This window comes from Siminovitchia fortis (assembly GCF_003605365.2).
GTDB classification, from domain to species: Bacteria; Bacillota; Bacilli; order Bacillales; family Bacillaceae_C; genus Siminovitchia; species Siminovitchia fortis.
This window is the reverse complement of record NZ_QYTU02000005.1, coordinates 42,618-69,581: the sequence shown is the minus strand read 5'-3', so window position 1 is coordinate 69,581 and position 26,964 is coordinate 42,618. Positions and strand designations below refer to the sequence as shown.

Sequence of the window (26,964 nt, the reverse complement as noted above, 5' to 3'; positions counted from 1 at the left end):
TACAAAATCCCTTTTCATAAAGTATCTTCTTTCTATTGACTCTAACGTAACTTAATACTCTATAGTGGTAATTGAAGGAGGTGCAAAGTGATGGATATGAAGGTAAAAGAAGTGGCAGAATTGGTTGGTGTTAGTATTCGTACACTTCATCATTATGATCAGATTGGATTGTTGACCCCAAAAGAAATCACTGATTCTGGTTATCGACTCTATTCAGAAGAAAACCTTGAAACATTACAACAAATTTTATTTTTCAAGGAACTTGGATTCACCTTAAAGGAAATTAAAAAGATTATTAACAGCCCTTTATTTAACCGACAAGAAGCATTGATTTTACAACGAAAAATGTTGATTGAGAAACGAAAAAAAGTCGATAAAATGATTGAAACCATTGATAAGACGATTAAACATATGGCGGGAGAAATACAAATGACGAATGAAGAGAGGTTTGAGGGAATTAACGTTGGATTCAACCAATTTGAAGAAGAGGCTCGTCGCCGTTGGGGAAATCAATCTATTGATGAGATAAACGCAAAACTAAAGGGAATGTCCAAAGATGAACAAAATGATTTATCTGATAGATGGGATATGATCTTCAATAAACTTGCATGCCTTCGTGATCAATCCCCCGAATCCCAAGAGGTACAAGCAACAATTAAACAATGGTATGACTTTTTAAATGAAAATTTTAGTAAGTACTCTCTTGATGCCTTTTATGGATTAGGTCAACTTTATATTAATGATGAACGTTTCACAAAAAATATAGATCAGTATGGTGAGGGTTTAGCAAAACTCATGAGTAAGGCGATGGAGGTCTTTACGAATAATCAAATAAGAGGTGGTAGCAATGAAAATAATAATTGAGGATACAATTGAACAATACGATAAATTGTTTTCAATGGAAGAAGATAAAGAAAATTTTTATCGGTACTCAATGATGAAGCCTTTTGAAAAGATGTGGAATATGATTAATGTTCCATTAAAGGCTAAGCAACCTAATGGGTATGATGTAATAATGGCTACAAATATGCTTGGCTATCTTAATGTATCAGATACTCAAACTGGAAGACAAGCATTAGAAAGTTTAAAAGAAATTCAGGCTCTTCAAACAGCACATAGCACTTTGAATCATTGTATTGATTTTATTGAAAAAAATAATATAAATATTAATGCTGATGAATTGAGATTTGGTATGTATATAGCTGACCCGAAGAAGCTCGAATTACAAAAAGGTTATTGTGGTTTTGGAGGAATTCCAGGGTTTATTCAAGTATCTATTTACCCAAACTCCTATAATATTCCAAGGATTCCTGCTGTAATTGCACATGAATTCCATCATAATATCCGTTTTTCATATTTTGATTGGGATCATGGAGACGTTACCGTTGGTGATTACTTAATTATAGAGGGTTTAGCTGAGTCATTTGCAAAAGAACTTTATGGAGAAGATCTTTTAGGACCTTGGGTTACTTCTTTTGATAAAGAGGACTTAGAATATTCAAAAGAAGTTATAAAGGATGCTTTAGATATTAAAGGGTTTGCTGAGGTCAGCAGTTATATGTTTGGTGATACCATTGCAAAGGAACAAGGCTATCAACCTGTTGGCTTATCACCATTTGCTGGTTATGCAGTAGGCTACCATGCAGTGCAGTCTTTCATGGAAACCAATAATGTGGGGATAGAAGAAGCTACCTTACTTGGCACAGATGAAATACTAAGCAATTGTGGACTGTTTTCTAAATAACCTGTTTGTACTAATGAAGGCATTACTGTGATAGCTAAGTAATGCCTTTCTTATTTAACTGCAATTCATATGATTTTCTTATTAAATGCTCAATAAAACAAAGGGAAATGAAATAATGACAACTAATATGCTCAATCTACCAAGTTTTAAGATTCTTGATATGAAGGAGAGTGAATATGATTATAGGTTCTTAGTTGAGACTACATTGCCACCTCCTTCTTATTGCCCAAAATGTGGTACGGTTGCTAATCTATATAAGCATGGTAAAAAGGAACAATTATTCTTTGATTTGCCGATGCACGCTAAACGAGTTGGCATCTTCGTTAAAAGACAACGTTACAAATGTAATGAGTGTGGGGCTACATTCTTTGAAAGTCTTCCAGATATAGATGAAGGCCGTTCTGTTACCAATAGGCTAATTAATTGGATTCAAGAAGCAAGCCTTGTAAAAACGTTTACCAGTGTTGCAGAAGAGATTGGCGTTGACGAAAAGACTGTACGAAACATCTTTAATGACTACGTTGATGAGCTTGAAGCTCAAACTGATTTTAGAACTCCTAAATGGCTTGGTATTGATGAAGTCCATTTACTTAAAAACTATCGTTGTGTCATCACAGATGTTGAAAACAAGTCAGTAATTGACATCTTACGCAAACGCAATAAAGATAATGTTATCAGTTATCTTTCAAAGCTCCAAGACATTGATAAAATTGAACTTGTAGCAATGGATATGTGGAATCCTTATAAGAGTGCTGTTAACACAGTGATACCACATGCCAAAATCGTAATTGACAAATTCCATGTCGTTAAATTAGCCAATGAAGCCTTAGAGAAAATCCGAAAAGCTAACCGTAAAAATATTACAGCCAAAGAACGTAGACAACTTATGAGAGATCGTTATGTGCTTCTTACAAGGAGTAAAGACTTAACAGACTTTGATGACCAGATAAAGCTACAGGTATGGACTCAGAACTTTCCATTACTCGGACAGGCTTATGAACTCAAAGAGCAATTCTTTGACATCTATGAAGCTGAATCAATCAACGATGCCTATATACTCTATCAAAATTGGGTTTCAAATGTACCTAAAGAATTAATGACTTATTTTGAAGATCTGATTAGGGCTATGAATAATTGGGAAGAAGAAATATTCAACTATTTCAATTCTCCTATTACAAACGCTTATACGGAATCCCTCAATCGTTTAATTAAGACAATGAACCATGTTGGTCGTGGTTATTCTTTTGAAGCCCTTAGAGCAAAGATTTTGTTTACTCAAGGCTATCGTAAAGTTAAAAAGAAAAAGAAATTCAAAGAAGTTGAAGTTACTTTTGGAAAAATGTTACCCGATCAATTCCCAAGTTGGTCACAAACTGGTTATGAATGGGTGTATGAAGAAATTTATGGTGCTGATTTTTCCACACTGTCTAAGGCTATGGAAGAGGGTACTTTTTAACCCTCTTTCCACACTATTTTCCGATTACCCAATATTATTAACATTAGTACTAGCATTAACATTTGCATTGCGGGGCTTCTACATCAAGTGATAAATAAAAGGGAGGAAAGAAAATCGATGCCCAAATTAAAGAGTCTGGTGATCGCCGGGGCGGTCGCTCTGGCGGCTTTGATCGGTGTAGGTGTTTATAAATTCACGAGTGATATTTCTGCTGAGGCAAAGATTCAAGCTGAAGCGAATTCCTTGCTGGATGGAACGGAACCAGAGATTGAGCCAGCGGACGCTCCGGCGGGCGCTGAGTGGGTAAAAGATTACCGTAACTGGCCGCAGTCGGATGTCGGTCCTCCCATGCCGGAAATAAAAGAGTATGATCAAAATGTTGTCTGGAAGTCTGGCTATGAAGTAGATGGCAAAGGAAAACTGAAAAAGCTGCATGATTATTATAATCAACTTTTAGGATGGGAAAAAGGTGAACAAATACTTTGGGAGACCCTGGATCCAGCTGAAATGGCGGAGTATCTCCTGGATCTACATGATTTTGTTGAACCGAGCAAAATGGAGAATGATTTAAAAAATGCTGAGGCGCTCCTGGAGTTGGCCTTCATGAAAAAAGATGAGGATGCCTTACACTATGTTCACCGGATCCTGCATGATCTGGACCATCATATCAACGGTACAAAGGTGAAAGAGGTATGGGGTGTTACTGATGCCTTTGATGGGGATGTGGGCGAAGTGACCCACCATTTACTTAACAGCGCTTATTTTGAAACAAATTAGGGAGGGAGTTTTTTATGTCGGTTTTTGACCGGATCGTCATCGAAGCTGAACCTGGTTACAAAAAAAATAAGAGAGATTGCTGTTTTAACTGATCGAACAATGAAAGATGTGATCCTGGAGTTCATTGATCAGAAATACTCCGAAGTGATCAAAGAGATTAACTTGGAATAGGAAGGATATGTAACCGGGGAGGAAGGGAAAGGTTAATTCGGACTACAAGTTGATATACCATGAGGGAGAGTGAAATTCCAAAGGAGGCAGTTGAAAATAAAAATTGTGATTGCACCCGACTCTTTCAAAGGCAGCATTTCCGCTTTTGAAGCCGCATCAGCCATTGAAAAAGGGATAAAAAAGTCTTTTCCCGCCGCCAAAACAATCACTGTCCCTTTGGCCGACGGCGGTGAAGGAACGATGGATACGCTTGTGGCAGCAACGAACGGAAAGAAGACTGCTGTTACAGTAACGGGTCCGCTTGGAAAGCCGGTCGAAGCTTTTTACGGCATTCTTGGAGATGAAAAAACATGCGTCATAGAAATAGCGAGCGCTTCCGGCTTGGATCTGGTCCCAGAAAAGGAACGTAATCCGCTTATTACAACGACATATGGGACAGGCGAACTGATCAAAAGCGCCCTTTCCGAAGGTTTTAGAAGCTTCATTGTAGCGCTTGGCGGGTCCGCGACAAATGATGGCGGAGCAGGAATGCTGCAGGCGCTCGGGATAAAGATTTTAGATAAGGAAAAAAAAGAAATCGGATTCGGGGGCGGAAAACTAAACCAAGTTCACAAAATATCTTTAGAAAATTTTGATCCGCGCATCAAGGAAAGTCATTTTGCTATCGCGTCGGACGTTGAAAATCCGCTCGTCGGTAAAAGCGGCGCTTCCTTTGTTTTCGGCCCCCAAAAAGGAGCTACGGAAGAAACCGCCCAAATTTTGGATCAAAACATGACGCATTGGGCGAACAAGGTAAAAGAAATTATGGGCGTAAAGCTGCACAACATGCCGGGTGCCGGGGCGGCCGGAGGACTCGGCGGTGCCTTTCAGGCATTTTTTCCATCTGTAATGGAAAAGGGTGCCGAGGTTGTAATGAAATATACAAGGCTAAAGGAACAGCTGGCAGGTGCTGATTTGTTAATCACAGGTGAAGGGCAGGCCGACTTCCAGACAGCCTTCGGCAAAACGCCGATGAGAGCAGCGCAGGCAGCAAAGAATATGGGGGTACCAACCATCATTATCGCAGGATCTGTCGGGAAAGATATCGAAAGACTTTACCAATTTGGAGTGGTCAGTGTCCACAGCATTATGACGAGGCCAATGACACTTGCTGAAGCAATGGAATCAGCTCCCGAGCTCCTTGAACATACTGCTGAGCAGGTTTGCCGTACCTTTTTCAAATAAATATCCTCCCTTATCCTTCAAAGCGTCCGCTGTTTGCGATGCGTTTATAGGAGAGCCCCTGTTTAACATTCCGGAAAGAAGGGTATTTCTCTTTTTAGAGAAAAGAACAGCTCTAAATTTGGAGAGGGGGCATAACAGTGAATACGATTTCTTCTCACTCGGATGACCATACGCTTGGCGAAACCAATTTAAAAGTCAAATCTTTCGTAAAAGGCGATCCTTCACCTTTTCCTGATATCGATTATTCTACAACATGTGTTTATGAACTGACCGATTTTACGTTTAGAACCCCGTTGGAAAAAATGGATGTATTCAATCAACTGCTTGAAATTCCGAATCCGTGCGAAATATGGATTTTGCCGGTCACAGAAGAAGCAACCTCACTTTTGGAAGATATGCCGAAAGACGAAACGTACGAAAAAACGGCGGCACTTTTCTCAATGCTTTCCAGCGTAAAGGAAAAAATTGAAGCGGACCGCACGTTCCTCATTGCACACAAAGACTATTGTAGCGGCATCATCCGGACACTTGAAAAACTGGGATTTACCGTTACTGAAAAAAAGCAGGAAGAATTAAAATCAATCAGCTTAACATAAGTATGTAAATTGCCGATCCATTAAACGATCGGCTTTTTATATGTTTAGCGTATAAAGCGCTTAAGTTGTTGATAACTCATTATCTTTTTGTGCTACGTCCGGCTCCGACGGACAGGAAGTCCTAGTGCCGCCGGCGCCACAGGACGTGGCGCTTTAAGGAGGCCAGCGCCTATCGACTAGCAGACTTCACGCTTAATGTGCTCCTGCGGCGCAGCTTACTCTAAGAGGTATGGGCTCACCTCGTCGCAAAGCTGCACGACGCCAACTCAAGGAAGCATCACACGAAGCCATCTCAAGTAGTAGCTTTCCTACGATAAGGCAACATCGCTCCGCTGCGCTGCGCGTGTTTCCTTTATCTCGTCAGAAGCGCTCCAGTCTGTACGTCGATAAACCGGCGCTTGCGCCTTTGTTTTTTACCCAATAATCTATCGTCACATATGAATATTCATCTTCACTTAAAACAAACCCAAATTTTAAGTTCTCCGATACAACAATTAAGTCATCTCGCATGTCCAACATCAATTTTATTACCATCTCTTTGCATTCTGCCAACGGAATTTTGAGGGCAATTGGGTAATCAAGATAAAGCTGATTGCTGCTTCTAAAGTAAAAGCCGAATGTGGATGGGTAAAACAAAATGGTTTCTTTTCCGTAATCCCGAAAGTAGTCAAAGAGAAAATTCATCTTCGACTTGAGCATTTCTTCATTATAAGAGAAACTCATAGATTTGGTTTCGTCAGTTTTAATTTGCTCATAAACTTCATAATGCACTTTCTCGGAAATCTGAAAATCAGCATATTCTTTCCCGGAAATATTGATGCCGTAGTGTTTCAATAAATCGTCCGCAAGCTGTATCTTCGCTCGTTTTATTTTGTTTTCTTTTACCAGCTTTTTCAGCCGGGCTTTTCTATCATTTTTCATAAAAGATCACCTGATTCTTCATTATAGCCTATTAATTTGGCTTTACTCAGTTTTTTAACGTATAAAACCATATAATAAAGGGAAAAGGGGGTGCCGGCTTGAAGATATATACGATGGAAAACAGCCTGATTGTAAATGCTCCGATTAGTGAAGTGTGGGAATTTTTTTCAAATCCAAATAATTTGGCCGTACTTACGCCGCCAAAGTTTAAACTCCAATTCGTGCAGGAACCGCCTTCTTCCATGCTCACAGGCCAGAGGATCAGCTATTCCCTGTCCCCTTTTCCAGGCTTTCGCACCAGGTGGGAAGGCGAAATAAAAGAAGTTGCAAAACTTAAACGTTTCATAGATGAGCAGCAAAAAGGACCGTTCGCCTATTGGCGGCATGAACATCTGTTTTTCCACAATGAAGAAGGGACGGAAGTCCGCGACCATTTGCAGTATGCTCTTCCATTCGGCGCGATAGGTACGGCTTTTCATCCCTTTGTCAAAGGAAAAATGACTGAGATGTTTACATACCGGAATGATAAAGTGAAAAAAATATTTTCGTAAGAAGGGAGTGTGGAGCAATTGCATGTAGTCATTGCAGGCGGAAGCGGGTTTCTCGGACAGGTTTTGCAGGAAAAGCTGTTGGCTGATGGCAACCAAGTAACGGTTTTATCAAGAAACGCTGAAAAGATCCGACAGACGGACCGGATGCAGGCCGTCGAGTGGCTCAAGCAGGGCAGCCGTCCAGAAGAAAATTTGGAAAACGTAGATGCCATCGTGAATTTGGCCGGAGAATCAATCAACGGTTTTCGCTGGACAAAGCAAAAGAAAGAGCGGATCATCAAAAGCCGGATGGAGGCCACAGGGGAAATCATTCGGCTGATTGAAAAATTGGAGAGCAAGCCCCAAGTCCTGATCAACGCTTCCGCCGTTGGATATTACGGTATGTCGGACACAGACACTTTTACTGAAAAAAGCACAAGCAATGCCAGTGACTTTCTTGCCGGCACTGTGCAGAAGTGGGAAGAAAAAGCGGCCGAAGCCAGCCGGCTTGATGTCAGGACAGTTTTTGCCCGTTTCGGAATCATTCTCGGCAATAAGGGTGCGCTTCCGCTCATGGCGCTGCCCTATAAATTCGGCATCGGCGGGACCGTGGGGTCCGGGAGACAGTGGGTGTCTTGGATTCATGTGGAAGATGCCGCCGGCATGATCAAGTTCGCGATCGACACTCCAGCCATTGAAGGCCCGCTCAACGTCACTGCACCAACCCCCGTACAGATGAAAAATTTCGGGAAGGTGATCGGTTCCGTTCTGGAAAAGCCGCATTGGCTTCCAGTCCCCGAGTTTGCTTTAAAATTAATGCTTGGAGAAATGAGCAGCATGCTGGTAAGCGGCCAGCGCGTGATTCCGGAAAAAGCAATGGAGAATCAATATGATTATTTGTTTCCGGATTTAAAAGAGGCATTAAAAGATATTTTTTCAGTGTAAAAAATTACAAGTTCATGAAAAAAATAGATTTATTATCCAAATTGTGCTACTATTTATCTATACAAGTAGTATGACCAGAGGATGAAAAGATGAATTTGGAGAAAATGAATATCGGCGCAATGATTAAATATCACCGCCAATTACGAAATATGACGCAATCTGAGCTGTGCAATGGCATATGTTCCGTTACACATTTGAGCAAGTTTGAGAATTACAACAAAGAAGTGAATCAGGAAACTATCATGCTCCTGCTCGAGCGTTTGGGCATTTCGTTAGACTCGATTCAAAGAGCTTCGGAAACGATTGCAGCCGACCTCTCTGATTTATTGGATGCTGTCCTTTCGTACGATAAGAAGCGCGCAGAAGAGTGCTACCAACGTGTTGAAGAACAGCGGGAATACATTACTTTCTCCAATTACATTGCACGCTACCACCTATACTTATATCGATATTTTTTGCTCGTCAATGACTTTGAGAGAGCCGTGAAGGAACAGGAAACACTGAGGCAAATTTTGAATTCTTTAAGTGCCCAAGAAAAAGAGCTTTATGAATATATCAATGCTGCATTTGATATTATTAAAGGAGATTATAAAAAGTCACTGGATACTTTGTTGAAACTTGAGGCAAACGACTTATTGCCCTCCCCTTGGCAAGCGGAAATGTATTATTTTATTGCACTTAATTATGCCAACTTGAAAGACAACAGCAGCAGTGTTGCTTATGGTCACAGTGCTTTGGAGGCATACTCCAGGACTTTTAACTATTTGCGTATACTACATACTCAGTTTTTGTTGGGTATCGCATACACAGATCTGGGTTTATACGAAAATGCTGCAGAGCAGTATCGTTTTATATTCAGGAACATGAATTTAATCAATACAGAAGAATTAATTTCTACCATGTATAACAACTACGCCCTGTTGCTTGAAAAAACGGGAAAATTCGAAGAGGCCGCTGATTACTACCTCCTTTCAATGGAAAAAGCCCAATCACAGAAAGAATACCTGGTAAGCTTATGCAGCTATACTGAGCTTTTGATCTCCCTAGGAGAGAAAGAAAAAGCACTTCGGAATATTTCTAAGATTTTGGGGGAAACAAAGGCTAACTCTATGAAAAAGCAAGAATTGATTTTTCGATATTATCAATATTTATTAAAAGACCATAAAGAAAAGGCAATGGCATTTCTTGAAAACGATGTCTTGCCGTTTTTGGAAAAGTTCTTTTTCATTGAAGATTATAATAAATATGCTTTATCCTTAGCAGAATATTATTTAGCTAGAGATACGGATAGAGCACTTTATTATTATAAAAAAATAGCAGAGAGGTGATGAAAATGAAAAAACTATTTGTAACCGCAAGCATTGCATGGGTATTTTACATTGCTCCGATTATCGGAGGCGGAATCACTCCGCAGTCACCGCCTATTTTTCCACCAGTTTGATTTGGCGTACAGATCAGGGAAGCTGCTCTTTTTGGAGCAGTTTTCTTTTTTTTCTGCTATAATGAGGGGGAATTAAATAATGATGAAGTAGGGGAACCGGTGGTGCCGGTTGAGAAAGCATTCGGGGAAAATGCTGACCCTTTGAACCTGATCTGGCTCATACCAGCGAAGGGAACGTCAAATTTTAGCATGCCTTGGCGCCTTGGGTTCATTTTCCCTTGGCGCCATTTCTTATATGACATCAGGGAGGAAATTCAATGAAAAAATGGTTGGCAAGTATCTTTAGTGTTTTATTACTGTTGGCCGGCTGCGGTGGACAAGCGAAGGAAAAGAGCGATTCAGCCGGGAAAGAGGAAAGTCTTAAAAAGGTGTCTGTTGTCCTGGATTGGTCGCCGAACACGAACCATACAGGGTTATATGTTGCACAGGAGAAAGGCTTTTTCAAAGAGGAAGGATTGGATGTGGACATCATCCTGCCAGGGGAAGCCGGAGCGGATCAGCTTGTGGCTTCAGGGAAATCCGAGTTTGGTGTCAGCTATCAGGAGAGCATAACGGAAGCGCGTGTTCAGAATGTCCCGATTGTTTCAATTGGCGCGGTCATCCAGCATAACACATCGGGATTTGCATCCCCGGCAGAAAAAAATATCAAGTCGCCAAAGGACTTTGAAGGAAAAGCGTATGGTGGATGGGGGGCTCCGCTTGAAAAAGCGGTTTTGGCATCCCTGATGGAAACGGAAGGTGCGGATGTTGAGAAGGTGGACATCGTAAACATGGGGGATGCCGACTTTTTTACGGCTGTAAAAAGAGATATTGACTTCGCCTGGATCTATTATGCGTGGACCGGAGTGGAAGCGGAGCTTCGCGGTGAAAAGATCAATATGGTCTACCTTACGGATTACTCGGACAAGCTCGATTATTACACACCTGTTATTTCGACGAGCGAAAAAATGATTGAAAAAGATCCGGAGACTGTCAAAGCGTTCATGGCTGCAGTATCAAAAGGCTATGAATTTGCCATCGACCAGCCTGAAGAGGCCGCTGATATTTTAATCAAAGCCGTTCCAGATCTGGACGCAGAACTTGTAAAGAAAAGCCAGGAATGGCTGGCACCGCGCTATCAGGATGATGCCCCGCGCTGGGGAGAACAAAAAGCCGAAGTGTGGCAAAATTATATGGATTGGATGCTCGAAAAAGGATTGCTTGAAAAAGAAATTAATGTGGATAAAGCATTCACCAATGAATTTTTACCTGAAAAGGAGGACTGAAAATGGCCAACTCATTAGTCAGCATACAAATCATCCCGAAAACAAAGAACGGCGAAGACGTCATTCCCTATGTGGATGAAGCGATCAAAGTGATACAGGAAGCAGGGGTCAAATATGAGGTGCACCCGTTGGAAACAACGATGGAAGGCGAATTCTCCGAGTTGATGGAAGTCATCAGAAGAATGAATGAGCGCATGATTGAAATAGGCAGCAGCAATGTCATTTCCCAGGTGAAAATACTATATCAGCCGGAAGGGATAACAATGGGCCAATTGACGGAGAAATACCAATAATGGAGTGGGTCGCAAAGAAAGGATGGAGGCCGGCAGCGGTCCTCCTCCTTTTATTATGTATATGGGAATTGGCGGTAAAAATGCTCGATATTCCCGAGTGGCTCCTTCCTGCACCTTCTTCCATCTTTGCCGAAGGAATAGAAGGTTTCGAGGGGCTTCTGCCGCATCTTCAATCGACCGTGGGGCTTGCAGCCGGAGGTTTTGTGATCGGCTGTGCTGTCGGCCTGCTGACTGCCGTCATTTTGCATTTACTCCCGGGAGTCCAGGAGTCAGTTTATCCGCTATTGATTTTATCGCAAAATGTTCCAATCATCGTCTTGGCCCCGCTATTGGTCATTTGGTTCGGCTTCGGGCTGCTGCCCAAAATCATCGTCATTACGCTTGTCTGCTTTTTCCCGGTGACCGTTGCGGCTATGGACGGTTTCCGGAATGTTCCGCATGATATGAAGCATTACATGCTGATGGCGGGGGCTTCCAAAATCCAGATGTTTTCAAAGCTGGAGTGGCCGTATGCCCTCTCCTCCGTTTTTTCAGGCTTGAAAATTTCAGCGACCTACAGTGTGATGGGAGCCGTGATTTCCGAATGGCTCGGGGCAAAAAGCGGGATTGGAGTCTATATGACACTGGCCTCTTCATCTTTCCGCACGGACCGGGTATTTGTAGCGATTTTTATCATCATGATGTTGAGCCTGCTGTTTTTTGCCGTCATTACATTTGCTGAAGCTAAGCTTGTCAAATGGAGAAGAAAGAAGGTTAATAGATGAGCCACTTGGAAATCAGACATTTGTCCAAAAGCTTTGCGGGAAAAGAAATATTGAAGGATTTACAGCTTTCGGTTGAGGAAGGGGAATTTGTCACGATTCTCGGTCCTTCCGGAAGCGGAAAAAGCACACTTTTTCACCTTATCGGAGGACTTCTGGCTCCAGATCAAGGCGGCGTTTTTTTGGATGGACAGGAAATTACGGGGGAACGCGGCCATATCAGCTATATGCCGCAGCAACACTCGCTGTTTCCGTGGCGGACTATTTTGCAGAATGTGCTCTTGGGACAGGAGCTGGCCGGAAAAGCGGATAAAGCGCGGGCTTTGGAAATGATTGAAAAAGCCGGGCTTGCAGGATACGAAAATGAGTTGCCGGATGCTTTGTCAGGCGGCATGAAGCAGCGGGCCGCTTTTATCAGGGCGTTATTAAGTCCCCAGCCGCTTATTTTGCTGGATGAGCCGTTTTCGGCACTTGATGATTTTACGAGACAGGATATGCAGCAATGGCTGCAATCCATATGGATGGAATATAAAAAGACAATTCTGTTCGTGACACATAATATTGAAGAGGCTCTTTTCCTTTCTGACCGGATTGCAGTCCTGTCAACAAAGCCGGCGACCGTGATGAAGGAATTCAAGCTGCCTTTTGGCAGGCCGCGGGAGAAGGACCTGTTTTTTATGCGCGAGTTCCTTGACTGGAAACAGGAGGTCAGCAGTTGGATCATAAATGGCAGCGGGGAAGGTGAGCGACAGTGAAAAAGATCATCGATTCCCATATTCACTTGGATCTATACATGGGGAAGGAAACGGAAGAAGTCCTGGATGGAATGGATTCCGCTGGTTGTACGGATTTAATTTCAGTTTCCTTTCATTTGGAATCTTGCCTTCACAATTTGCGCCTGGCTGAAAAATATCGCTGGGTGCATGCGGCATTCGGATTCCATCCGGAGCAGGAACTGCCTGCTGATGAGGACCTTCAGGATCTGCTTTCATGGATGGAAAAACATCAGGAGCAAATGGTCGCTGTCGGGGAAGTCGGACTGCCTTATTATTTGCGTTCGGAAAAGGGAGCTAATTTTTCCATCAGTGGATATATCGAATTGCTGGAACAATTTATCGTAAAGGCCAGACAATGGGACAAGCCGGTCATCTTACACGCCGTATACGATGATGCACCGATCACCTGCGACTTACTTGAAAAACATGGGGTGGAGAAAGCGCATTTCCATTGGTTTAAAGGAGATTCCAAGACAGTCCGGCGGATGATTGCTAACGGCTGGTTCATTTCCGTGACGCCTGATGTGGTTTACGAACAAGAAATTCAGGAGCTTGTCAAGGCGTACCCGCTCGATCAAATGATGGTGGAAACGGATGGACCGTGGCGCTTTGAAGGACCGTTCTCCGGAAAAATGACGCATCCGAACATGATTCATGAAGCAATTGCCGGCATCGCTTCTATTAAAAAATGCAGGCTGGAAGAGGTCTATGAAACTCTTTATAAGAACACAGCTGACTTCTATCAACTAAAACTGGTTTAACATCCCTCAGAACGGAAAAAGAAGAGTAAAGAGAGTGGAGGGATCAAACATGGAGTCTAAACCGACACAGGATAAAATAGACAGAGCAAAAGCTTTGAAGGAACGAAATGAAAAAGGCAAAGCTTTCTACAATGATAAAGTGAAGCAAGCGCAGCGCGACCAGCTCGTTATGCCAGTCGATGATGTATCCGATGAATTGGTAGAAAAACGAGAAGAGTTCGAGGATGATAAACACGCTTCATACGGCCCGCGTGATTTAAAAGATGAATAAGCACAAAAAAGCTGACCGGCGGCGGTCAGCTTTTTTGCTGTTTAAGCGTATAAGATGTTTTAGCTTTAAAATTTTGAACAAAGCCATTTGTTGTTTAGCTCCAGCGCCTATCGACTAGCAGACTTCGCACCTCTGGTGCTCCTGCGCCATAGCTTATCAAGGAAGCCTTGTTCAGCTCGTCGCAAAGCTTAGGAAGACTCTCGAAGAAGAAGCTTTCCTACGATAAGTCAACATCGGCTCGTTCCTCGCCGTGTTTCCTTTATCTCGTCGGAGGCACTCCAGTCTGTACGTCCGATGGGCAAGGCGCTTCCGCTTTTCTTAAAAATCGACGAATCTTCTACATAAGAACTGGAGCCAATCGCCGCTTACTGGCTCCCTTTTTTCACCCACTCCGCCACCGTGACGGTCCGCTTGGCCTGATATTTTACGGCGTCCTTCACATCCTCGACCATGTTGCCATCCTGGTCAACAGAGACGCTTGTCCCGTACGGATTTCCGCCCGCTCCGTACAAAACGGGATCCGTATATCCCGGAGCCGCCACAATGGCGCCCCAATGATACATGGTTGTATACAATGCCAAGATTGTTGCTTCCTGGCCGCCGTGGGGGTTCTGTGCTGAAGACATGGCGCTGACCACTTTGTTTGCAAGTTTCCCTTGAGCCCAAAGGCCGCCCTGCAGATCAAGAAACTGTTTCATTTGACTCGCAACGTTGCCGAATCTGGTTGGAACGCTGAAAATGATGGCATCCGCCCATTCCAAATCCTCGGATTTGGCTTCAGGCACATCTTCCGTTGCATCCGCATGGGCTTTCCATAATGGATTCGATTCAATGGCAGACCGGGGAGCCAGTTCAGGCACTTTTAATACTTTTACTTCAGCGCCCGCTTCCTTCGCTCCTTCCTCCGCCCATTTGGCCAATTGATGGTTTGTTCCTGTTGAGCTATAGTAGATGACTGCCAGTTTTACATTCTCCATTTCATTGCCTCCTTGAGTTAGTTTCAACTTTTAGTTTCCCCTTTTTTGCAGAAGTCAATCTTCGGAATTTCGGAGGCCGATTTTTCTATACCAGCCGGCAGCCGCTTCAACTTCCGTCCAAGTGAGTTGATGTCCGTTATTTTCCCAATGTACAGTCACATCCGCATGCGCTCCGGAAAGCAGGTCTTGAAGTTCTAAAGACTCGTGTGGCGGGCACATGGGATCGTTTTTTCCGGCCGCTATAAAAATGTGTCTGCCTGTCAGATTCGGAAGTTCGATGTTTCTCCTTGGGACCATCGGATGATGTAAAATAGCGCCTTTTAATGAATCTTCAGAGTGGAAGAGTAAACTTGCCGCAATATTGGCTCCGTTCGAATAACCGATGGCCACCACATTATTTCGGTTAAATTCATACTTTTCCGCTGACTCATCCAAAAATTCATCCAATTCCTTTGTCCGGAAAATCAGATCGGCTTCGTCGAATACGCCTTCGGCCAATCTTCGAAAAAACCGGGGCATCCCATTTTCCAGGACATTTCCGCGCACACTCAAAACGGAAGCGTCCTTGTCGATTTTTTCGGCAAGAGGGAGAAGGTCCGTTTCTGTTCCACCCGTGCCGTGAAGCAAAAGTAAAGTGGGAGCTGCGGGATTAGGCCCTTTTTGAAAAATATGTTTCATTGTGTACTCCTTTCATTGAAAGATAAGAAAACATAAAATTTTACTGAATTTTCTCTTCAAACAAGATTAACGTAATGTCCAGCTTCTCCTGCGGATGTCCGACAATCGCAGTGATATGGTGGATGCCGTCTGTTGTTTTATTCATCATGAAAGCTCCTTTCATATATTGTTAGCACGTTGGCCGATTCTTTTAAGCAGATCGATTAACATTTCTTTTTCCTTTTCACTAACATCACCAAAAATATCTTCAATCAATTGTTGGTGCTTTGGAAAAACTTTTTCCATGAATGCCTTTCCCGCTTCGGTCAACATTAGATGGACAACCCTGCGATCTTCGGGACAGGCTTTCCTTTCAAGCATTCCCTTTTTCTCCAGTTTGTCGATCACATAGGTCATCGACCCGCTGGCGATCAGCACTTTGCTGCAAATCTGCTGAACCGTCATCTGTCCCTTATGATAGAGTGCCTCCAAAACTGTGAACTCCGAAAGATTGACTCCATAATTGGACACATCCTGTTTGATTTTTTCCTGCATCGACTTGGCCGCCTTCATTAAAACGACAAATGATTTTAATGATAAGTTTTGGCTCATTTCGCACCTCCATTCTACAATTATCCTTAATTCATATATTTTGAATTCAGTATAATTTTAAACCGCAGGATACTTATTGTCGAGTAATGAATCTTGAAAAATCTTCCGTCCGTTGCACACATGCCATAAAAAAGGTATTATAGTAAAGTCTGATAAAATAAATATTTCGACAAAATTTCTTACTTTTCTTACATCTTGGAGGGGAACAAATCATTATGAAGGAAAAACTTTCATTTTCATCATACTTCGTCATTGGAGTGATGTTATTTGCTTTGTTTTTCGGAGCGGGGAATCTCATTTTTCCGGCTTCACTCGGGCAAAATGCAGGAACTAATCTTTGGCCTGCAGTTATCGGATTTTTAATTACAGGAACAGGTTTGCCGTTCCTGGGAATCCTGGCCATGGGATTTTCGGGAAGCCGTAATCTTCAGGAATTGGCAAGCCGGATTCACCCGGTTTACGCCGTGATTTTTACTGCGCTTCTTTATCTGACAATTGGACCTTTTTTTGCTACTCCGCGGACAGGGGCCGTAGCTTATGATATCGGGATTGCTCCTTTTGTGGGCGATGATTATGTCAAAATAGGGCTATTTATTTTTACTCTGCTGTTTTTCGGCGTCACTCTCTGGCTTTCTTTGAATCCATCAAAAATTGTCGACCGTGTCGGAAAAATCCTATCACCGGGGATTATCATTCTTCTGGCGGTTTTATTGATTACCGTCATTGTCAAACCGATGGGATCATTTGAAGCTCCTCAGGAAGCCTACAGCAGCGGTGCGTTCATGAAAGGATTCACCGAAGGCTACAATACGATGGATGCCCTTGCATCACTTGTTTTTGGTATCATTGTCATCAACGCGATCAGGGCACTTGGCATCACGTCTAAAAAAGAAATTCTGTCGGCAACGATGAAATCGGGTATAGTTGCAACTATTTTTCTAGGAATCATTTATGTGGGAATCGCCTATTTGGGTGCGACAAGCACCGAAATGTTCGGTCTTTTTGATACGGGCGGACCTGTTTTAAGCAATGCATCCTCTTATTATTTCGGAACGTTCGGAGCAGTGATGCTTGCGATAATCATCATTCTTGCCTGTCTTACAACAAGCATCGGACTGATTACAGCATGCGGCGAGTATTTTAACTTGCTTTTTCCAAAAATCAGCTACAAAGCATTTGTTCTATTCTTTTCCCTGCTGTCATTTACGATTGCGAATTTCGGGTTGGCGAACATTATCAATTACTCGGTTCCGGTGCTGATGTTCCTGTATCCGCTGGCCATTGTACTCATGCTTCTCACATTCCTGTCGCCGTTATTTAAACATTCAAGGCTTGTTTATGTTGCTACGATTGCTGTGACTTTCTGCATCAGCATCATCGACGGTTTGAAAACATTCTTTGATACTTTTGAGATTCAGTATCCGAATTGGCTGTTTTCAATCATTGACTTTTATAAAAACAATCTTCCAATGTACACGGAAGGCCTCGGCTGGCTTGTGCCGGTGCTTGTTGTCATCCTGGTGACAGGAATCATCGGACGTGTGAAATATCAAAAGCAGGAAGATATGCGGGCAACTGAAGTCTAAATTGACTTAAAAAAATGAAAAAGTCCTTGACTTCCATTTATCAAAAAGTTATCATCTTAAATAATTAAAACTTTAACGGATATTTTCGGCTGTGACGAAGAGGAGTAGCTGTTTTTCAGCACTTAAGAGAGCCAGTGGCAGGTGAGAACTGGTGTGCGGAAACGGTGAATGGACTTCCGAGCCTTCAAACTGAACCTTGCCGCGGGCAGGCAGTAGGTTTCGACGTGGGTCTCGACGTTAAAAGAGACGGGCAATAAGCGATCAAGCTTGCTGCCGGCAAAGCGAGCCGTTCTTCGGCTAATAAAGGTGGTACCACGGGTTCCCTCGTCCTTTGGATGAGGGGCCCTTTTTGTATTATAATTTAAAAAATAAAAATCGATGAATAAGAAGAGTACACTTGGCAGGTGACGGAACAGAGAGCCGGTGATGGTGGGAATCCGGCGCGCACCGCTTTGTGGAATGGGCTTATGAGAGTTTTCCTGAATCGAGTAGGGAAAGACGGCTTCCCCCGTTACAGGGATAGGGTATCGCGCATGTTAAAAAAGGCGCTGTACCCGAATGAGATGGAGATGTTTGATGATCTTCAATAAGAGGTGGCACCGCGACTATATCGCCCTCTATAAATGCACTTATGTGTATTTATAGAGGGCTTTTTGTTTTGTAAAAGATAAAAACGGGAGGTTATTCACATGAAATCACAATTGCAAAAACTGATGGCCGGTGAAAGTTTGAGCATAGAAGAGATGAAGGAAGCGGCCGGGCTTCTTTTTACGGGGGAAGCTTCGGACAGTGAGGCGGGGGCATTGCTCGGGCTCCTTGCGTTAAAAGGGGAAACGGCGGACGAAATCGCGGGGTTGGTTCAGGCCATCCGTGAAAAATCAGTTCCCATCAAATCGGTCCGGGGAAGCGTTATGGACAACTGTGGAACAGGCGGCGATGGTTCGAAAAGCTTCAATATCAGCACAGCTTCTGCGTTTGTCATTGCCGGAGCCGGCATCAAAATCGCCAAGCACGGAAACAGGAGTGTGTCCAGCCAGACAGGCAGCGCGGATGTTCTGGAGCATTTGGGAGTGGCGCTTGAATGTACGCCGGAACAGACGGAAGAGCTGCTCGAAGAAAATAATATCGCTTTTTTATTCGCACCGTACGTTCACCCCGGAATGAAGCAGGTGATGAAAGTTAGAAAGGATTTACGGGTTCCGACCATTTTTAACCTGATCGGGCCTTTGACGAATCCGATTGAACTCGACACTCAGCTGATGGGAATTTACCGCCGCGATAAATTGGAGCTGATGGGAAGCGTTCTGAAGAGACTTGGAAGAAAGCGCGCGGTTATCGTAAATGGAGCAGGCCATATGGATGAATTGTCACTGGCAGGTGAAAATCATCTGGTCATTTTGGATGGAGGGAAGCTTCATTCAATCACCTTGACTCCTGAGGAAGCCGGCCTCCCAACTTATTCATTGGAAGAAATTACAGGCGGAGATGCGGAAAGAAATGCCAGCATCTTGATGAGTATATTGCGCGGGGATGACGGCCCTTTCCGTGATACCGTTCTTCTGAACGCCGGGGTAGGGATTTTTGCAAGCGGCAGGACGGACACGATCCAGGAAGGGATTCAATTGGCAAAGGAAAGCATCGATTCAGGGGCGGCCATGTCAAAATTGGAGTTTTTAATCAGAAAAAACGGGAGATTAGAGCGGGGAGTGGTTTAATATGACAATTTTGGATCGTATCATTGCACAGAAAGAAATAGAAGTAAACGAACTGAAAGCCATTTATAGTTTTAAGCACCAAAAGCCTGTGAAAAGAAAATCATTATATGAAAGCTTAAGGACATCCGAGACGATGAGCGTCATTGCAGAGGTGAAGCGCGCTTCGCCATCCAAAGGGGACATCAATCAAACGGTGGACCCGGTCACGCAGGCAAAGCAATATGAAAAAGCTGGTGCCGCGGCGATTTCGGTACTGACGGACCGGCAGTTTTTCAACGGATCGATGGCTGATTTGTCGGCAGTTGCTTCAGCAGTACCTGAAATCCCTCTGCTTTGCAAGGATTTCATGATTGACCGTGTGCAAATCGACACAGCCGTTGATCATGGGGCAAGCATCATTTTACTCATTGCAGCGGCATTGAAGGAAGAGCAGCTCAGGGATTTGTATGGCTACGCGAAATCGCTTGGCATGGATGTGTTATTTGAAGTCCACAATGAGAAGGAAGCGGAGACGGCCCTCCGGATCGGTGCGGATATTATCGGCATCAATAACCGCGACTTGAAAACATTCAACGTCGATTTGGCGGTGACAGAGCGGGTAGCCGCTTTAATAAAGGACGAAAATATTGTGGTTGTCAGCGAAAGCGGGATCCGGACTCGGGAAGATGTTGCATTTGCAGAAGCTGCGGGAGCCAGGGCGGTGCTTGTCGGGGAAACGCTCATGCGATCGGCGGATATCGCTGCAACGATGGATGAAATCCGGATTCCGCTGCGCAGGGCGGTGCGCTGATTGAAAGTGAAAATTTGCGGCATTACAACAATGGAAACAGCACAAACGGCGTACGAAGCGGGAGCCGACATGCTCGGATTCGTTTTTGCCGACAGTTCAAGGAGGATCGAGCCTGATGCCACAAAGAATATCGTGGGACGGCTTCCTGACCATGTGGCTGCGGTTGGCGTTTTTGTCAACGAAACAATTGAAAATATTCGTCGTATCGCAGAAACAGCCGGACTTGATTACATCCAGCTCCATGGAGATGAAACACCGGCATTTTGCAAAGAGCTATCGCTTCCGCTCATTAAGGCTTTTACCATCAAGAAAGCAGCCGACGTGAAAAAGTTGTCTGAATACGAATGTGACTTTTACCTTGTGGACAGTCCCGGAATCCATTACCGCGGAGGAAGCGGGAAGCCGTTCGATTGGAGCCTTCTACAGGATCAAAACCTTCCAAGGGAAAAAATGATTTTGGCTGGCGGCCTCAATCAAGCCAACGTGACTGAAGCGATCAGGCAAGTCCAGCCCGCGGCAGTGGATGTATCAAGCGGCGTGGAAACAAACGGGAAAAAAGACCATCAAAAACTAATTGATTTTATCAAAACGGCAAAACAATCTTATTAAGGGAGAGAAAAGGCTATGGCTATCAATGTGTTACCTGATGAAAAAGGCCGGTACGGACAGTTCGGAGGACGTTTTGTTCCGGAAACGTTAATGACCGCAGTGTTGGAATTGGAAGAGGAATATAAAAAGGCGGCTGCCGACCCCGGATTCACGGAGCAGATGGATTATTATTTAAAACAGTATATCGGCAGGGAGACGCCGTTATATTTTGCGGAAAATTTAACCGAAAAAATCGGCGGGGCGAAAATTTACTTGAAGCGCGAAGATTTGAACCACACTGGCGCTCATAAGATCAACAATACGATCGGGCAGGCGCTGCTGACGCTTCGGATGGGCAAAAAGAAAGTTGTTGCCGAAACAGGCGCAGGCCAGCACGGGGTTGCGACGGCTACAGTCTGCGCCCTGCTTGGATTGGAATGCATCGTATTCATGGGGGAAGAAGACATCAGGCGCCAGCAGCTGAACGTATTCCGGATGGAACTGCTCGGAGCTGAAGTGAGAAGTGTGTCCCAAGGAAACGGCACATTGAAAGATGCGGTGAACGAAGCGCTGCGCTACTGGGTTGCCAATGTGGAGGATACGCACTATATTCTGGGATCCGTTGTAGGGCCGCACCCGTTCCCGGAAATTGTCCGCGATTTTCAAAGCGTGATCGGGAAGGAAACGAAAAAGCAGATGCTGGAGCAGGAAGGAAAGCTTCCAGATGCAGTCGTTGCCTGCATCGGAGGCGGGAGCAACGCGATGGGAATGTTCCATCCGTTTGTGGAAGATAAAGAAGTGAAGATTTATGGGGTTGAAGCGGCAGGATCCGGAATTGAAACCGGAAAGCATGCAGCGACGCTGACGGACGGAAAAGCCGGAGTTTTACACGGAACGTTGACATATTTGCTGCAGGATGAAGCGGGACAGATTCAAGGAGCACATTCCATTTCGGCCGGCTTGGATTATCCCGGAGTAGGTCCGGAACATGCCTATTTAAAAGATTCCGGAAGGGTGGCATACACTTCCGCGACAGACGGTGAAGCATTGGAAGCCTTCCAGCTTTTATCGAAAACGGAAGGCATCATTCCTGCTTTGGAAAGCTCGCACGCCGTCGCTTATGCCATCAAACTGGCTAAGGAAATGAGTCAGGAAGAAACATTGGTCATCTGCTTGTCCGGAAGAGGGGACAAGGATGTCGAAACAGTAAGAGCAGCGTTGGGAGGCGGACAGAATGGGTAAAAAAAGGATTGATGAAGCGATCCAGGGCGTTTTGCAACAGGGAAACAAAGTTTTTGTCCCTTATATCATGGCGGGCGACGGAGGCCTTGAAAAATTAGCGGACCAAATTTCATTTTTGGAAAAAAGCGGGGCGACTGTCGTTGAATTAGGCATTCCATTTTCCGATCCGGTGGCAGACGGCCCGACGATACAGGAAGCGGGAATCAGGGCGCTCTCCAATGGAACAACATTGGAAAAAGTGCTGGACACATTGAAAGGATCCAAGGCATCGCGCTCGATTCCGATCGTTCTGATGACTTACTTCAATTTGATTTTTGTCTATGGAGTGGAACGGTTTGCCGAAGAATGTGAAGCAGCAGGTGTAGACGGCGTCATCATTCCGGATCTTCCACTTGAGGAAGAGGAGTTGGTGGTCCCTGCGCTTTCCAAACATGAAATTGCCTTGATCCGCCTCGCTGCTCCGACAAGTCCGCGCAGCAGGCTGGAAGAAATCGCGAAACGGACGGAAGGGTTCCTTTATGCGGTGACTGTAAAAGGAACGACTGGGGCCAGATCTGAATACGAAGAAGGGGTTGCAGGATATTTGAAAGAATTGAAATCTTTATCCTCCGCCCCGGTATTGGCAGGCTTTGGCGTTTCTACGCCGGAACACGTGCAAAGTCTTAGCCGGCACTGCGACGGAGTCATTGTCGGAAGCAAGATCGTCCGGGCGCTCGCAGATGAAAAGCCGGATGACATTAAAGAGCTAATCAACGCCGCGAAACACGCCGATGTAAAAATGGCGTAAAAACATGTTTTAATGATTTAAAATCGGGTAAATAAGGGGAAAGGAATAAAGGAGGAACCTCTTAATGGGTAAACCCGGAAAAATGCCTTATGTACTGTTGGGAGTTGGTGTGGCAGGGGCTCTTTTATCTACTAAGGAAAACCGCGGAAAAGCGATGGATATGTTTGAAAAAATAAAGGAAAAAGTATCGAACCTTTGGGGAGGGCGCAAAAAACCGGATTTGTTGGAAAAAGCCGGACGCCCTGACCCATACGACCATGAAGATGCAAAAATGGTCGGAGAAGGCGCGCAGTACAGCGTCGAGTATTACAATAAAGAAGTCCAGCAGCCTTAAAAATACGCCAGTCAATCTGTGGATGACACGATTGGCTGGCTTTTTTTGTAATGAAGCCGCCCGCCGTTTGCATAAAATTTAGTACAGGCATTATTCGGCCAAGAAAAAAATGATACAATATGCAGAGGATAGAAGGGGACGGAAATCTATGAAATTAGTAAAATCCGAATTTGACAAAGATGAAAAATAAGGTATTGAAAATCATTTTTATTATTGCACTTGTCGGTGTGTTTTTATATGTCAATAATCACTGGCTTCAGGTGTCTTCCCATGAAATATCGTCTGACCGGATTCCGGCAGCCTTTGATGGACTCGTCATTGTGCAGCTGTCAGATTTGCATGACGCGGAATTTGGAAGAGAACAAGTGAAATTGGCTGAAAAAGTAAAAAAACTGAATCCGGACTTGATTTTTCTGACGGGAGATCTGATTGACAGCAACCGGTATGATCTTGAAAAAAGCCTCCATCTCGTCAGGAAATTGGTCGGCGTTGCAGACGTATATTATGTTACGGGCAATCATGAAGTTGCCGTCAATCAGGTGGATGAAATCACAGGCGCCCTTCGGGCCTTGGGGGTCATTGTACTGAATAATGAAGCAAAGGTTCTGGAGCAAAACGGGGAACAGCTCGTGATTGCGGGCATTGAGGATCCTTTGATGGAGCCGGCCGAGCTTTCTGAGAAAACGATTGCCAAGTATATGGACCGTACTTTTGATGGTATACCCGATCAAAATTATCGGCTGCTTCTTTCTCACCGGTCCGAGGTGTTTGATGTTTATGTTGACAGGCAGGTCGATCTGATTTTTACCGGCCATGCCCATGGCGGGCAGGTGCGGATTCCGGGAATCGGCGGCCTTTTTGCTCCTGGTCAGGGATGGTTCCCGAAATATACCGCGGGAATCTATACGAAAGGCATTACGACGATGGCCGTAAGCCGGGGACTCGGTAACAGCATCATCCCATACAGGATTTTTAACCGTCCCGAGATTGTTTTAGTGACGCTGAAGAAAGAATGAGAAAGGGAAAGGAATAAAAAAGCAGAAGTCTTGGCATCCTTTTCAATAAAGGAGGCCTTTTTTTATGTTGAATCTCATCATGAAACTGATCATCTGCCCCATTGTTGTGGCCATCGCGGGAAGTATGCTGACGAATGTGAATTTCTCCCATGTCTACCAGCCCATTGTCATTGGTGCCACATTGGCTGTTGCGGGACATTTGCTCGAATGGGCATTATTGTCGAGAAACACGTTTTGGTTCAGTACAATTACGGACTTTGTCTTTTCTACATTAATCATTTATATTTTAGGCTATTTCTTTTTTACCGCTCAAGTTACTTTTTTTGGAGCTGTTGTCACTGCTCTTCTTTTAACACTTGTAGAGTTTTTCGTCCATATGTGGCTGATCCGGTCGGGCCGCGCAAGGAAAGAAATGAAACTGGGATGATCAAAAGGCGGGAGCGCCTCGTTCGGAAGGCATAACCCGCCTTACATTTTTTGAAGGGCATCCTCTACAGAAGTGTCCCCTGATATCAGCTCAACTGTCTTATTTGTCATACGGTCGGAATCAAGGGATGCGGCCATCACTTTGGCGACATCTTCGCATGAAACGGCCGGATCTTTGATCCAGTGGATACTTTCCTCGAGTTTGACTTTTCCGGACGGCTTTTCGGAGGATAACTCCCCAACCCGTATAATGGTAAAATCCATACCGGTATTTTTTAAATAATCCTCCGCTTCCCGCTTTTTATATAAATAATCTTCTTTGGAGCCCTGCGGATCATCCGCCCCCATTGCACTGAGTAGAATAAAACGTTTCACTTTATTGCGGGCCGCAGCATTGATCAGCGCCTTCGTATCCTCCAACACGGATTTGATCACTTTCTGGTCATTCGTTTTGACATCACAGCCTCCTGCATAAATCACGGCATCCATTTCTTCTGTCAAAGCATTCAGTTCCTCCACATCTGAAGGCATAGTGGAAATTCTGTCCTGGCCAATATATTCCAAAGCTTGTTTCTGCTCTTCTTCATGAACCACAGCATATGTTTCGTGATCGGTGTTTTTGACTAAATACTCGACTAAACACCGGCCGGTATCGTCGCAAGCTCCGGCAATCAATACATTCATGGGCACCGCTCCTTTTTAAATTATTTTTCCTGAATGAAGACATATTAAACAATCTCTTGTTATGATAGGAGAAAAAGGCCTCCTTATAAATGCAGGCCTTTTTCTAAACTAAAGAAAGCATAAAATTTTACCAAATTTTCTCTTCAAACAAGATTAACGTAATGTCCAGCTTCAGGCGCCATCGGTTCGGGGTCACAAGCCGATAGGCGGGCGCCTTGCGCTTTTTCTGTGAAAATAAAATGGGAGAAGGCAAGACTACGGCTTAAAACTATTCTCCGGGGTGTGAGTGTAAAATCATGTGTGTTTCTTATAAAAGCTGTTTCTTCATGTCTTTTAAAAGCAATGGAACCAACTCTTCCTGGTATCCGGCTTTCTTTGATGAAATGATCTCTTTTTTCAAGCATAGCAGTTCATTTGATTCCAATTTATCAAGTTTTGCAAGGCGTTCCTTGGAAATATCCACTTTTGCCTGGCACGACCTGTAGTCTTCAACAGAATATCTCCAAAGCTTAATCTTAGAGGGGCATCGATTTAACAGCCTATTGGCCATTAACAATCCCTCCGGGTCAAAATCACCGGAATAATAAATAAACGTGTTTCCGGCTGTGAGCAGATCGATCAACAGTAAAGAAGCAAGTTTGAACTGCCCGTTCGTACTGATTAATGGAGGAGGAGAAGGAAATGGCCATCGGTCAAGCAATTCGGAACACACACCTGAATTTTCCACGATAAAAACAGCGTTACCTTTTACTGGGCGGCAGGATCTCAATTTTGCAGCCTCCCTAAGGGGGAAGTTCAGCACCGCTTTCACTTCATTGGCCGCTTTTAAAACCGGGTGCTCGCCAGAAACAGTTTCTCCAGTTAATCCAGTGAACGTTACAAAATTCAAAAGGTCATCGCGAAGGAGCTGGAAGTTCTGCAAAAGGTCATTTGCTTCTTCTGCATTTAATCTTCCGCGAATATAAGGAATTTCCCCTCTTTCCCATAACAAGAATTGCAAGGCGTGAAGCAGAATTCTACCGCCATGCTGATCCATGTCGAAGGCATGGGGGTTTTGCGTGATTTTCTGGGCGAAGAACGGGAGCCTCTCATATTTTGGTGCTGCGGGAAGCTGAGAGAGTGCATCACAAACGATGTGAATCAACTTCCTAAGATACTCCGGGTTTTCATCATATAGTTGGTGAATGGCCCTTGTTCCCCTTCCTTTTTTCCTTACGTACTCGATCCAGCTTCCGTATTGCGGGTGAACCTGCTGCAACTCCCGAAAAAAGTGATGTTTCTGCAATTGGTACAGCTCTTCAGCCTCATTCCTGGTGTAAACTTTCTTCCCTGCGTACGCATTTAATAAAGCCTGAATATCAATTTCGGCAAACTTCGTTTTTAGCAGGGCTTTTTCAAAAGCTGCGAATGAGATACTGGCTGATGCCTGCCGGCTGTAATCTTTTCTAAAAAACAAAGATAGGCTTTCTTTTTCTTCCGATGTCAAGTTGGCAAGCTTTACGCTCCCGCCGATCCGGCCTAATTGGATATATCGTTCGAGCAACGCGCGGAGCAGCCGATCCAGCCCCGGCTCGCTCCGCACATACTCAATCAATTCATCCATTAAACTCATGTCAAA

At 44.2% G+C, this 26,964-nt stretch carries 30 protein-coding genes, 1 riboswitch and 2 other annotated features; of the genes, 24 read left to right on the top strand and 6 right to left on the bottom strand.

What is annotated here, in order from left to right; all coding sequences use genetic code 11:
- Positions 1-90: 90 nt before the first annotated feature.
- The 6 genes from D4N35_RS04225 (at position 91) to D4N35_RS04200 (ending at position 5,968) form a co-directional block, all read left to right on the top strand.
- Positions 91-864, top strand: coding sequence for a MerR family transcriptional regulator (locus D4N35_RS04225; RefSeq protein ID WP_120070483.1), 774 nt, complete (start codon positions 91-93; stop codon positions 862-864).
- Positions 848-1,744, top strand: a complete 897-nt coding sequence (locus tag D4N35_RS04220) for a DUF2268 domain-containing putative Zn-dependent protease (RefSeq protein WP_091772775.1) — start codon at positions 848-850, stop codon at positions 1,742-1,744. Before D4N35_RS04225 ends, D4N35_RS04220 begins: the two co-directional genes overlap by 17 nt.
- A gap of 115 nt (positions 1,745-1,859) precedes the next feature.
- Positions 1,860-3,200, top strand: coding sequence for an ISL3 family transposase (locus D4N35_RS04215; protein ID WP_120070480.1), 1,341 nt, complete (start codon positions 1,860-1,862; stop codon positions 3,198-3,200).
- 117 nt (positions 3,201-3,317) lie between these two features.
- Positions 3,318-3,977 (top strand): hypothetical protein, encoded by a 660-nt coding sequence (locus D4N35_RS04210; protein WP_120070478.1) that lies wholly within the window; start codon positions 3,318-3,320, stop codon positions 3,975-3,977.
- A gap of 267 nt (positions 3,978-4,244) precedes the next feature.
- Positions 4,245-5,372, top strand: a complete 1,128-nt coding sequence (locus D4N35_RS04205) for a glycerate kinase family protein (protein ID WP_164876283.1) — start codon at positions 4,245-4,247, stop codon at positions 5,370-5,372.
- A gap of 137 nt (positions 5,373-5,509) precedes the next feature.
- On the top strand, positions 5,510-5,968 hold the full coding sequence (locus D4N35_RS04200) for a hypothetical protein (protein ID WP_120070476.1): 459 nt from the start codon (positions 5,510-5,512) through the stop codon (positions 5,966-5,968).
- A 360-nt stretch (positions 5,969-6,328) separates the two neighbouring features.
- Here the strand turns inward: D4N35_RS04200 and D4N35_RS04195 are convergent, their stop codons facing one another.
- On the bottom strand, positions 6,329-6,889 hold the full coding sequence (locus D4N35_RS04195) for a hypothetical protein (protein WP_120070473.1): 561 nt from the start codon (positions 6,887-6,889) through the stop codon (positions 6,329-6,331).
- A gap of 98 nt (positions 6,890-6,987) precedes the next feature.
- On the opposite strand from D4N35_RS04195, the gene D4N35_RS04190 reads away from it, so the two are divergent.
- The 9 genes from D4N35_RS04190 (at position 6,988) to D4N35_RS04150 (ending at position 13,932) form a co-directional block, all read left to right on the top strand.
- Entirely contained in the window at positions 6,988-7,440 is a 453-nt protein-coding gene (locus D4N35_RS04190; protein ID WP_120070470.1) for an SRPBCC family protein, read from the top strand.
- A gap of 18 nt (positions 7,441-7,458) precedes the next feature.
- Positions 7,459-8,364: a TIGR01777 family oxidoreductase gene (locus D4N35_RS04185; RefSeq protein ID WP_120070467.1), complete on the top strand. Its 906-nt coding sequence runs from the start codon at positions 7,459-7,461 to the stop codon at positions 8,362-8,364.
- Positions 8,365-8,453: 89 nt separating this feature from the next.
- Positions 8,454-9,692 (top strand): helix-turn-helix domain-containing protein, encoded by a 1,239-nt coding sequence (locus tag D4N35_RS04180; RefSeq protein ID WP_120070464.1) that lies wholly within the window; start codon positions 8,454-8,456, stop codon positions 9,690-9,692.
- A 192-nt stretch (positions 9,693-9,884) separates the two neighbouring features.
- Positions 9,885-9,996, top strand: a riboswitch (TPP riboswitch).
- Positions 9,997-10,062: 66 nt separating this feature from the next.
- Positions 10,063-11,070 carry an ABC transporter substrate-binding protein gene (locus D4N35_RS04175; protein ID WP_120070461.1) on the top strand — a complete coding sequence of 336 codons (1,008 nt, stop codon included), beginning with the start codon at positions 10,063-10,065 and terminating at the stop codon, positions 11,068-11,070.
- A gap of 2 nt (positions 11,071-11,072) precedes the next feature.
- Positions 11,073-11,363: an MTH1187 family thiamine-binding protein gene (locus D4N35_RS04170; protein ID WP_120070458.1), complete on the top strand. Its 291-nt coding sequence runs from the start codon at positions 11,073-11,075 to the stop codon at positions 11,361-11,363.
- The gene (locus D4N35_RS04165; RefSeq protein WP_120070455.1) at positions 11,363-12,127 is read left to right on the top strand and encodes an ABC transporter permease; all 765 of its coding nucleotides are present in this window, start codon (positions 11,363-11,365) and stop codon (positions 12,125-12,127) included. The genes D4N35_RS04170 and D4N35_RS04165 overlap by 1 nt, the downstream gene beginning before the upstream one ends.
- A complete protein-coding gene (locus tag D4N35_RS04160) occupies positions 12,124-12,879 on the top strand; it encodes an ABC transporter ATP-binding protein (RefSeq protein ID WP_120070452.1) in 756 nt (251 codons plus the stop codon). The genes D4N35_RS04165 and D4N35_RS04160 overlap by 4 nt, the downstream gene beginning before the upstream one ends.
- On the top strand, positions 12,876-13,661 hold the full coding sequence (locus D4N35_RS04155; RefSeq protein ID WP_120070448.1) for a TatD family hydrolase: 786 nt from the start codon (positions 12,876-12,878) through the stop codon (positions 13,659-13,661). Before D4N35_RS04160 ends, D4N35_RS04155 begins: the two co-directional genes overlap by 4 nt.
- A 49-nt stretch (positions 13,662-13,710) precedes the next feature.
- Positions 13,711-13,932, top strand: coding sequence for a hypothetical protein (locus D4N35_RS04150; RefSeq protein WP_120070444.1), 222 nt, complete (start codon positions 13,711-13,713; stop codon positions 13,930-13,932).
- A gap of 365 nt (positions 13,933-14,297) precedes the next feature.
- Here D4N35_RS04150 and wrbA read toward each other — a convergent pair whose 3' ends face one another.
- The 3 genes from wrbA to D4N35_RS04135 form a co-directional block, all read right to left on the bottom strand.
- Positions 14,298-14,909: an NAD(P)H:quinone oxidoreductase gene (gene wrbA / locus D4N35_RS04145; protein ID WP_120070440.1), complete on the bottom strand. Its 612-nt coding sequence runs from the start codon at positions 14,907-14,909 to the stop codon at positions 14,298-14,300.
- 54 nt (positions 14,910-14,963) lie between these two features.
- Positions 14,964-15,587, bottom strand: coding sequence for an alpha/beta hydrolase (locus tag D4N35_RS04140; RefSeq protein ID WP_120070437.1), 624 nt, complete (start codon positions 15,585-15,587; stop codon positions 14,964-14,966).
- Positions 15,588-15,746: 159 nt separating this feature from the next.
- Positions 15,747-16,178 (bottom strand): MarR family winged helix-turn-helix transcriptional regulator, encoded by a 432-nt coding sequence (locus tag D4N35_RS04135; protein WP_120070435.1) that lies wholly within the window; start codon positions 16,176-16,178, stop codon positions 15,747-15,749.
- A 215-nt stretch (positions 16,179-16,393) separates the two neighbouring features.
- On the opposite strand from D4N35_RS04135, the gene brnQ reads away from it, so the two are divergent.
- The 9 genes from brnQ to D4N35_RS04095 all read left to right on the top strand — a co-directional run bounded on the left by brnQ (position 16,394) and on the right by D4N35_RS04095 (position 24,663).
- Complete coding sequence (brnQ, locus tag D4N35_RS04130; RefSeq protein ID WP_120070432.1) at positions 16,394-17,764, top strand: branched-chain amino acid transport system II carrier protein; 1,371 nt, start codon at positions 16,394-16,396, stop codon at positions 17,762-17,764.
- An 82-nt stretch (positions 17,765-17,846) separates the two neighbouring features.
- Positions 17,847-18,099: a binding site (T-box leader), on the top strand.
- 34 nt (positions 18,100-18,133) lie between these two features.
- Positions 18,134-18,385 (top strand) — a binding site (T-box leader).
- Positions 18,386-18,453: 68 nt separating this feature from the next.
- The gene (gene trpD / locus D4N35_RS04125) at positions 18,454-19,479 is read left to right on the top strand and encodes an anthranilate phosphoribosyltransferase (RefSeq protein ID WP_120070426.1); all 1,026 of its coding nucleotides are present in this window, start codon (positions 18,454-18,456) and stop codon (positions 19,477-19,479) included.
- 1 nt (position 19,480) lies between these two features.
- Positions 19,481-20,269, top strand: coding sequence for an indole-3-glycerol phosphate synthase TrpC (trpC, locus tag D4N35_RS18350; RefSeq protein WP_235870284.1), 789 nt, complete (start codon positions 19,481-19,483; stop codon positions 20,267-20,269).
- Positions 20,270-20,878 (top strand): phosphoribosylanthranilate isomerase, encoded by a 609-nt coding sequence (locus tag D4N35_RS18345; protein WP_235870283.1) that lies wholly within the window; start codon positions 20,270-20,272, stop codon positions 20,876-20,878.
- Positions 20,879-20,893: 15 nt separating this feature from the next.
- The gene (gene trpB / locus D4N35_RS04115) at positions 20,894-22,099 is read left to right on the top strand and encodes a tryptophan synthase subunit beta (protein ID WP_120070423.1); all 1,206 of its coding nucleotides are present in this window, start codon (positions 20,894-20,896) and stop codon (positions 22,097-22,099) included.
- A complete protein-coding gene (gene trpA / locus D4N35_RS04110; protein WP_120070420.1) occupies positions 22,092-22,886 on the top strand; it encodes a tryptophan synthase subunit alpha in 795 nt (264 codons plus the stop codon). The genes trpB and trpA overlap by 8 nt, the downstream gene beginning before the upstream one ends.
- Before the next feature lie 64 nt (positions 22,887-22,950).
- Positions 22,951-23,220: a YbyB family protein gene (locus D4N35_RS04105; protein ID WP_164876280.1), complete on the top strand. Its 270-nt coding sequence runs from the start codon at positions 22,951-22,953 to the stop codon at positions 23,218-23,220.
- Positions 23,221-23,399: 179 nt separating this feature from the next.
- Entirely contained in the window at positions 23,400-24,236 is an 837-nt protein-coding gene (locus D4N35_RS04100) for a metallophosphoesterase (protein WP_120070599.1), read from the top strand.
- A 64-nt stretch (positions 24,237-24,300) separates the two neighbouring features.
- Entirely contained in the window at positions 24,301-24,663 is a 363-nt protein-coding gene (locus tag D4N35_RS04095) for a DUF2512 family protein (protein ID WP_120070417.1), read from the top strand.
- 41 nt (positions 24,664-24,704) lie between these two features.
- On the opposite strand, the gene D4N35_RS04090 is transcribed toward D4N35_RS04095, so the two are convergent.
- Complete coding sequence (locus D4N35_RS04090) at positions 24,705-25,346, bottom strand: NAD(P)H-binding protein (RefSeq protein WP_120070414.1); 642 nt, start codon at positions 25,344-25,346, stop codon at positions 24,705-24,707.
- Between the two features lie 307 nt (positions 25,347-25,653).
- On the bottom strand, positions 25,654-26,958 hold the full coding sequence (locus tag D4N35_RS04085; protein WP_120070391.1) for a TIGR02679 family protein: 1,305 nt from the start codon (positions 26,956-26,958) through the stop codon (positions 25,654-25,656).
- Positions 26,959-26,964: the final 6 nt, after the last annotated feature.

Bases quoted from the DNA above. Each gene is read 5' to 3' on its own strand.
- D4N35_RS04210 (WP_120070478.1), top strand. From the start codon at position 3,318: ATGCCCAAATTAAAGAGTCTGGTGATCGCCGGGGCGGTCGCTCTGGCG.
- D4N35_RS04100 (WP_120070599.1), top strand. From the start codon at position 23,400: ATGAAAAATAAGGTATTGAAAATCATTTTTATTATTGCACTTGTCGGT.
- D4N35_RS04195 (WP_120070473.1), bottom strand. From the start codon at position 6,889: ATGAAAAATGATAGAAAAGCCCGGCTGAAAAAGCTGGTAAAAGAAAAC.
- trpB (WP_120070423.1), top strand. From the start codon at position 20,894: ATGGCTATCAATGTGTTACCTGATGAAAAAGGCCGGTACGGACAGTTC.
- D4N35_RS04105 (WP_164876280.1), top strand. From the start codon at position 22,951: ATGGGTAAACCCGGAAAAATGCCTTATGTACTGTTGGGAGTTGGTGTG.
- D4N35_RS04135 (WP_120070435.1), bottom strand. From the start codon at position 16,178: ATGAGCCAAAACTTATCATTAAAATCATTTGTCGTTTTAATGAAGGCG.
- D4N35_RS04150 (WP_120070444.1), top strand. From the start codon at position 13,711: ATGGAGTCTAAACCGACACAGGATAAAATAGACAGAGCAAAAGCTTTG.
- trpC (WP_235870284.1), top strand. From the start codon at position 19,481: ATGACAATTTTGGATCGTATCATTGCACAGAAAGAAATAGAAGTAAAC.
- D4N35_RS04090 (WP_120070414.1), bottom strand. From the start codon at position 25,346: ATGAATGTATTGATTGCCGGAGCTTGCGACGATACCGGCCGGTGTTTA.
- D4N35_RS04215 (WP_120070480.1), top strand. From the start codon at position 1,860: ATGACAACTAATATGCTCAATCTACCAAGTTTTAAGATTCTTGATATG.
- D4N35_RS04160 (WP_120070452.1), top strand. From the start codon at position 12,124: ATGAGCCACTTGGAAATCAGACATTTGTCCAAAAGCTTTGCGGGAAAA.
- D4N35_RS04220 (WP_091772775.1), top strand. From the start codon at position 848: ATGAAAATAATAATTGAGGATACAATTGAACAATACGATAAATTGTTT.
- D4N35_RS04225 (WP_120070483.1), top strand. From the start codon at position 91: ATGGATATGAAGGTAAAAGAAGTGGCAGAATTGGTTGGTGTTAGTATT.
- D4N35_RS04085 (WP_120070391.1), bottom strand. From the start codon at position 26,958: ATGAGTTTAATGGATGAATTGATTGAGTATGTGCGGAGCGAGCCGGGG.
- D4N35_RS04175 (WP_120070461.1), top strand. From the start codon at position 10,063: ATGAAAAAATGGTTGGCAAGTATCTTTAGTGTTTTATTACTGTTGGCC.
- trpA (WP_120070420.1), top strand. From the start codon at position 22,092: ATGGGTAAAAAAAGGATTGATGAAGCGATCCAGGGCGTTTTGCAACAG.
- brnQ (WP_120070432.1), top strand. From the start codon at position 16,394: ATGAAGGAAAAACTTTCATTTTCATCATACTTCGTCATTGGAGTGATG.
- D4N35_RS04095 (WP_120070417.1), top strand. From the start codon at position 24,301: ATGTTGAATCTCATCATGAAACTGATCATCTGCCCCATTGTTGTGGCC.
- D4N35_RS04180 (WP_120070464.1), top strand. From the start codon at position 8,454: ATGAATTTGGAGAAAATGAATATCGGCGCAATGATTAAATATCACCGC.
- trpD (WP_120070426.1), top strand. From the start codon at position 18,454: ATGAAATCACAATTGCAAAAACTGATGGCCGGTGAAAGTTTGAGCATA.
- D4N35_RS04170 (WP_120070458.1), top strand. From the start codon at position 11,073: ATGGCCAACTCATTAGTCAGCATACAAATCATCCCGAAAACAAAGAAC.
- D4N35_RS04140 (WP_120070437.1), bottom strand. From the start codon at position 15,587: ATGAAACATATTTTTCAAAAAGGGCCTAATCCCGCAGCTCCCACTTTA.
- wrbA (WP_120070440.1), bottom strand. From the start codon at position 14,909: ATGGAGAATGTAAAACTGGCAGTCATCTACTATAGCTCAACAGGAACA.
- D4N35_RS04165 (WP_120070455.1), top strand. From the start codon at position 11,363: ATGGAGTGGGTCGCAAAGAAAGGATGGAGGCCGGCAGCGGTCCTCCTC.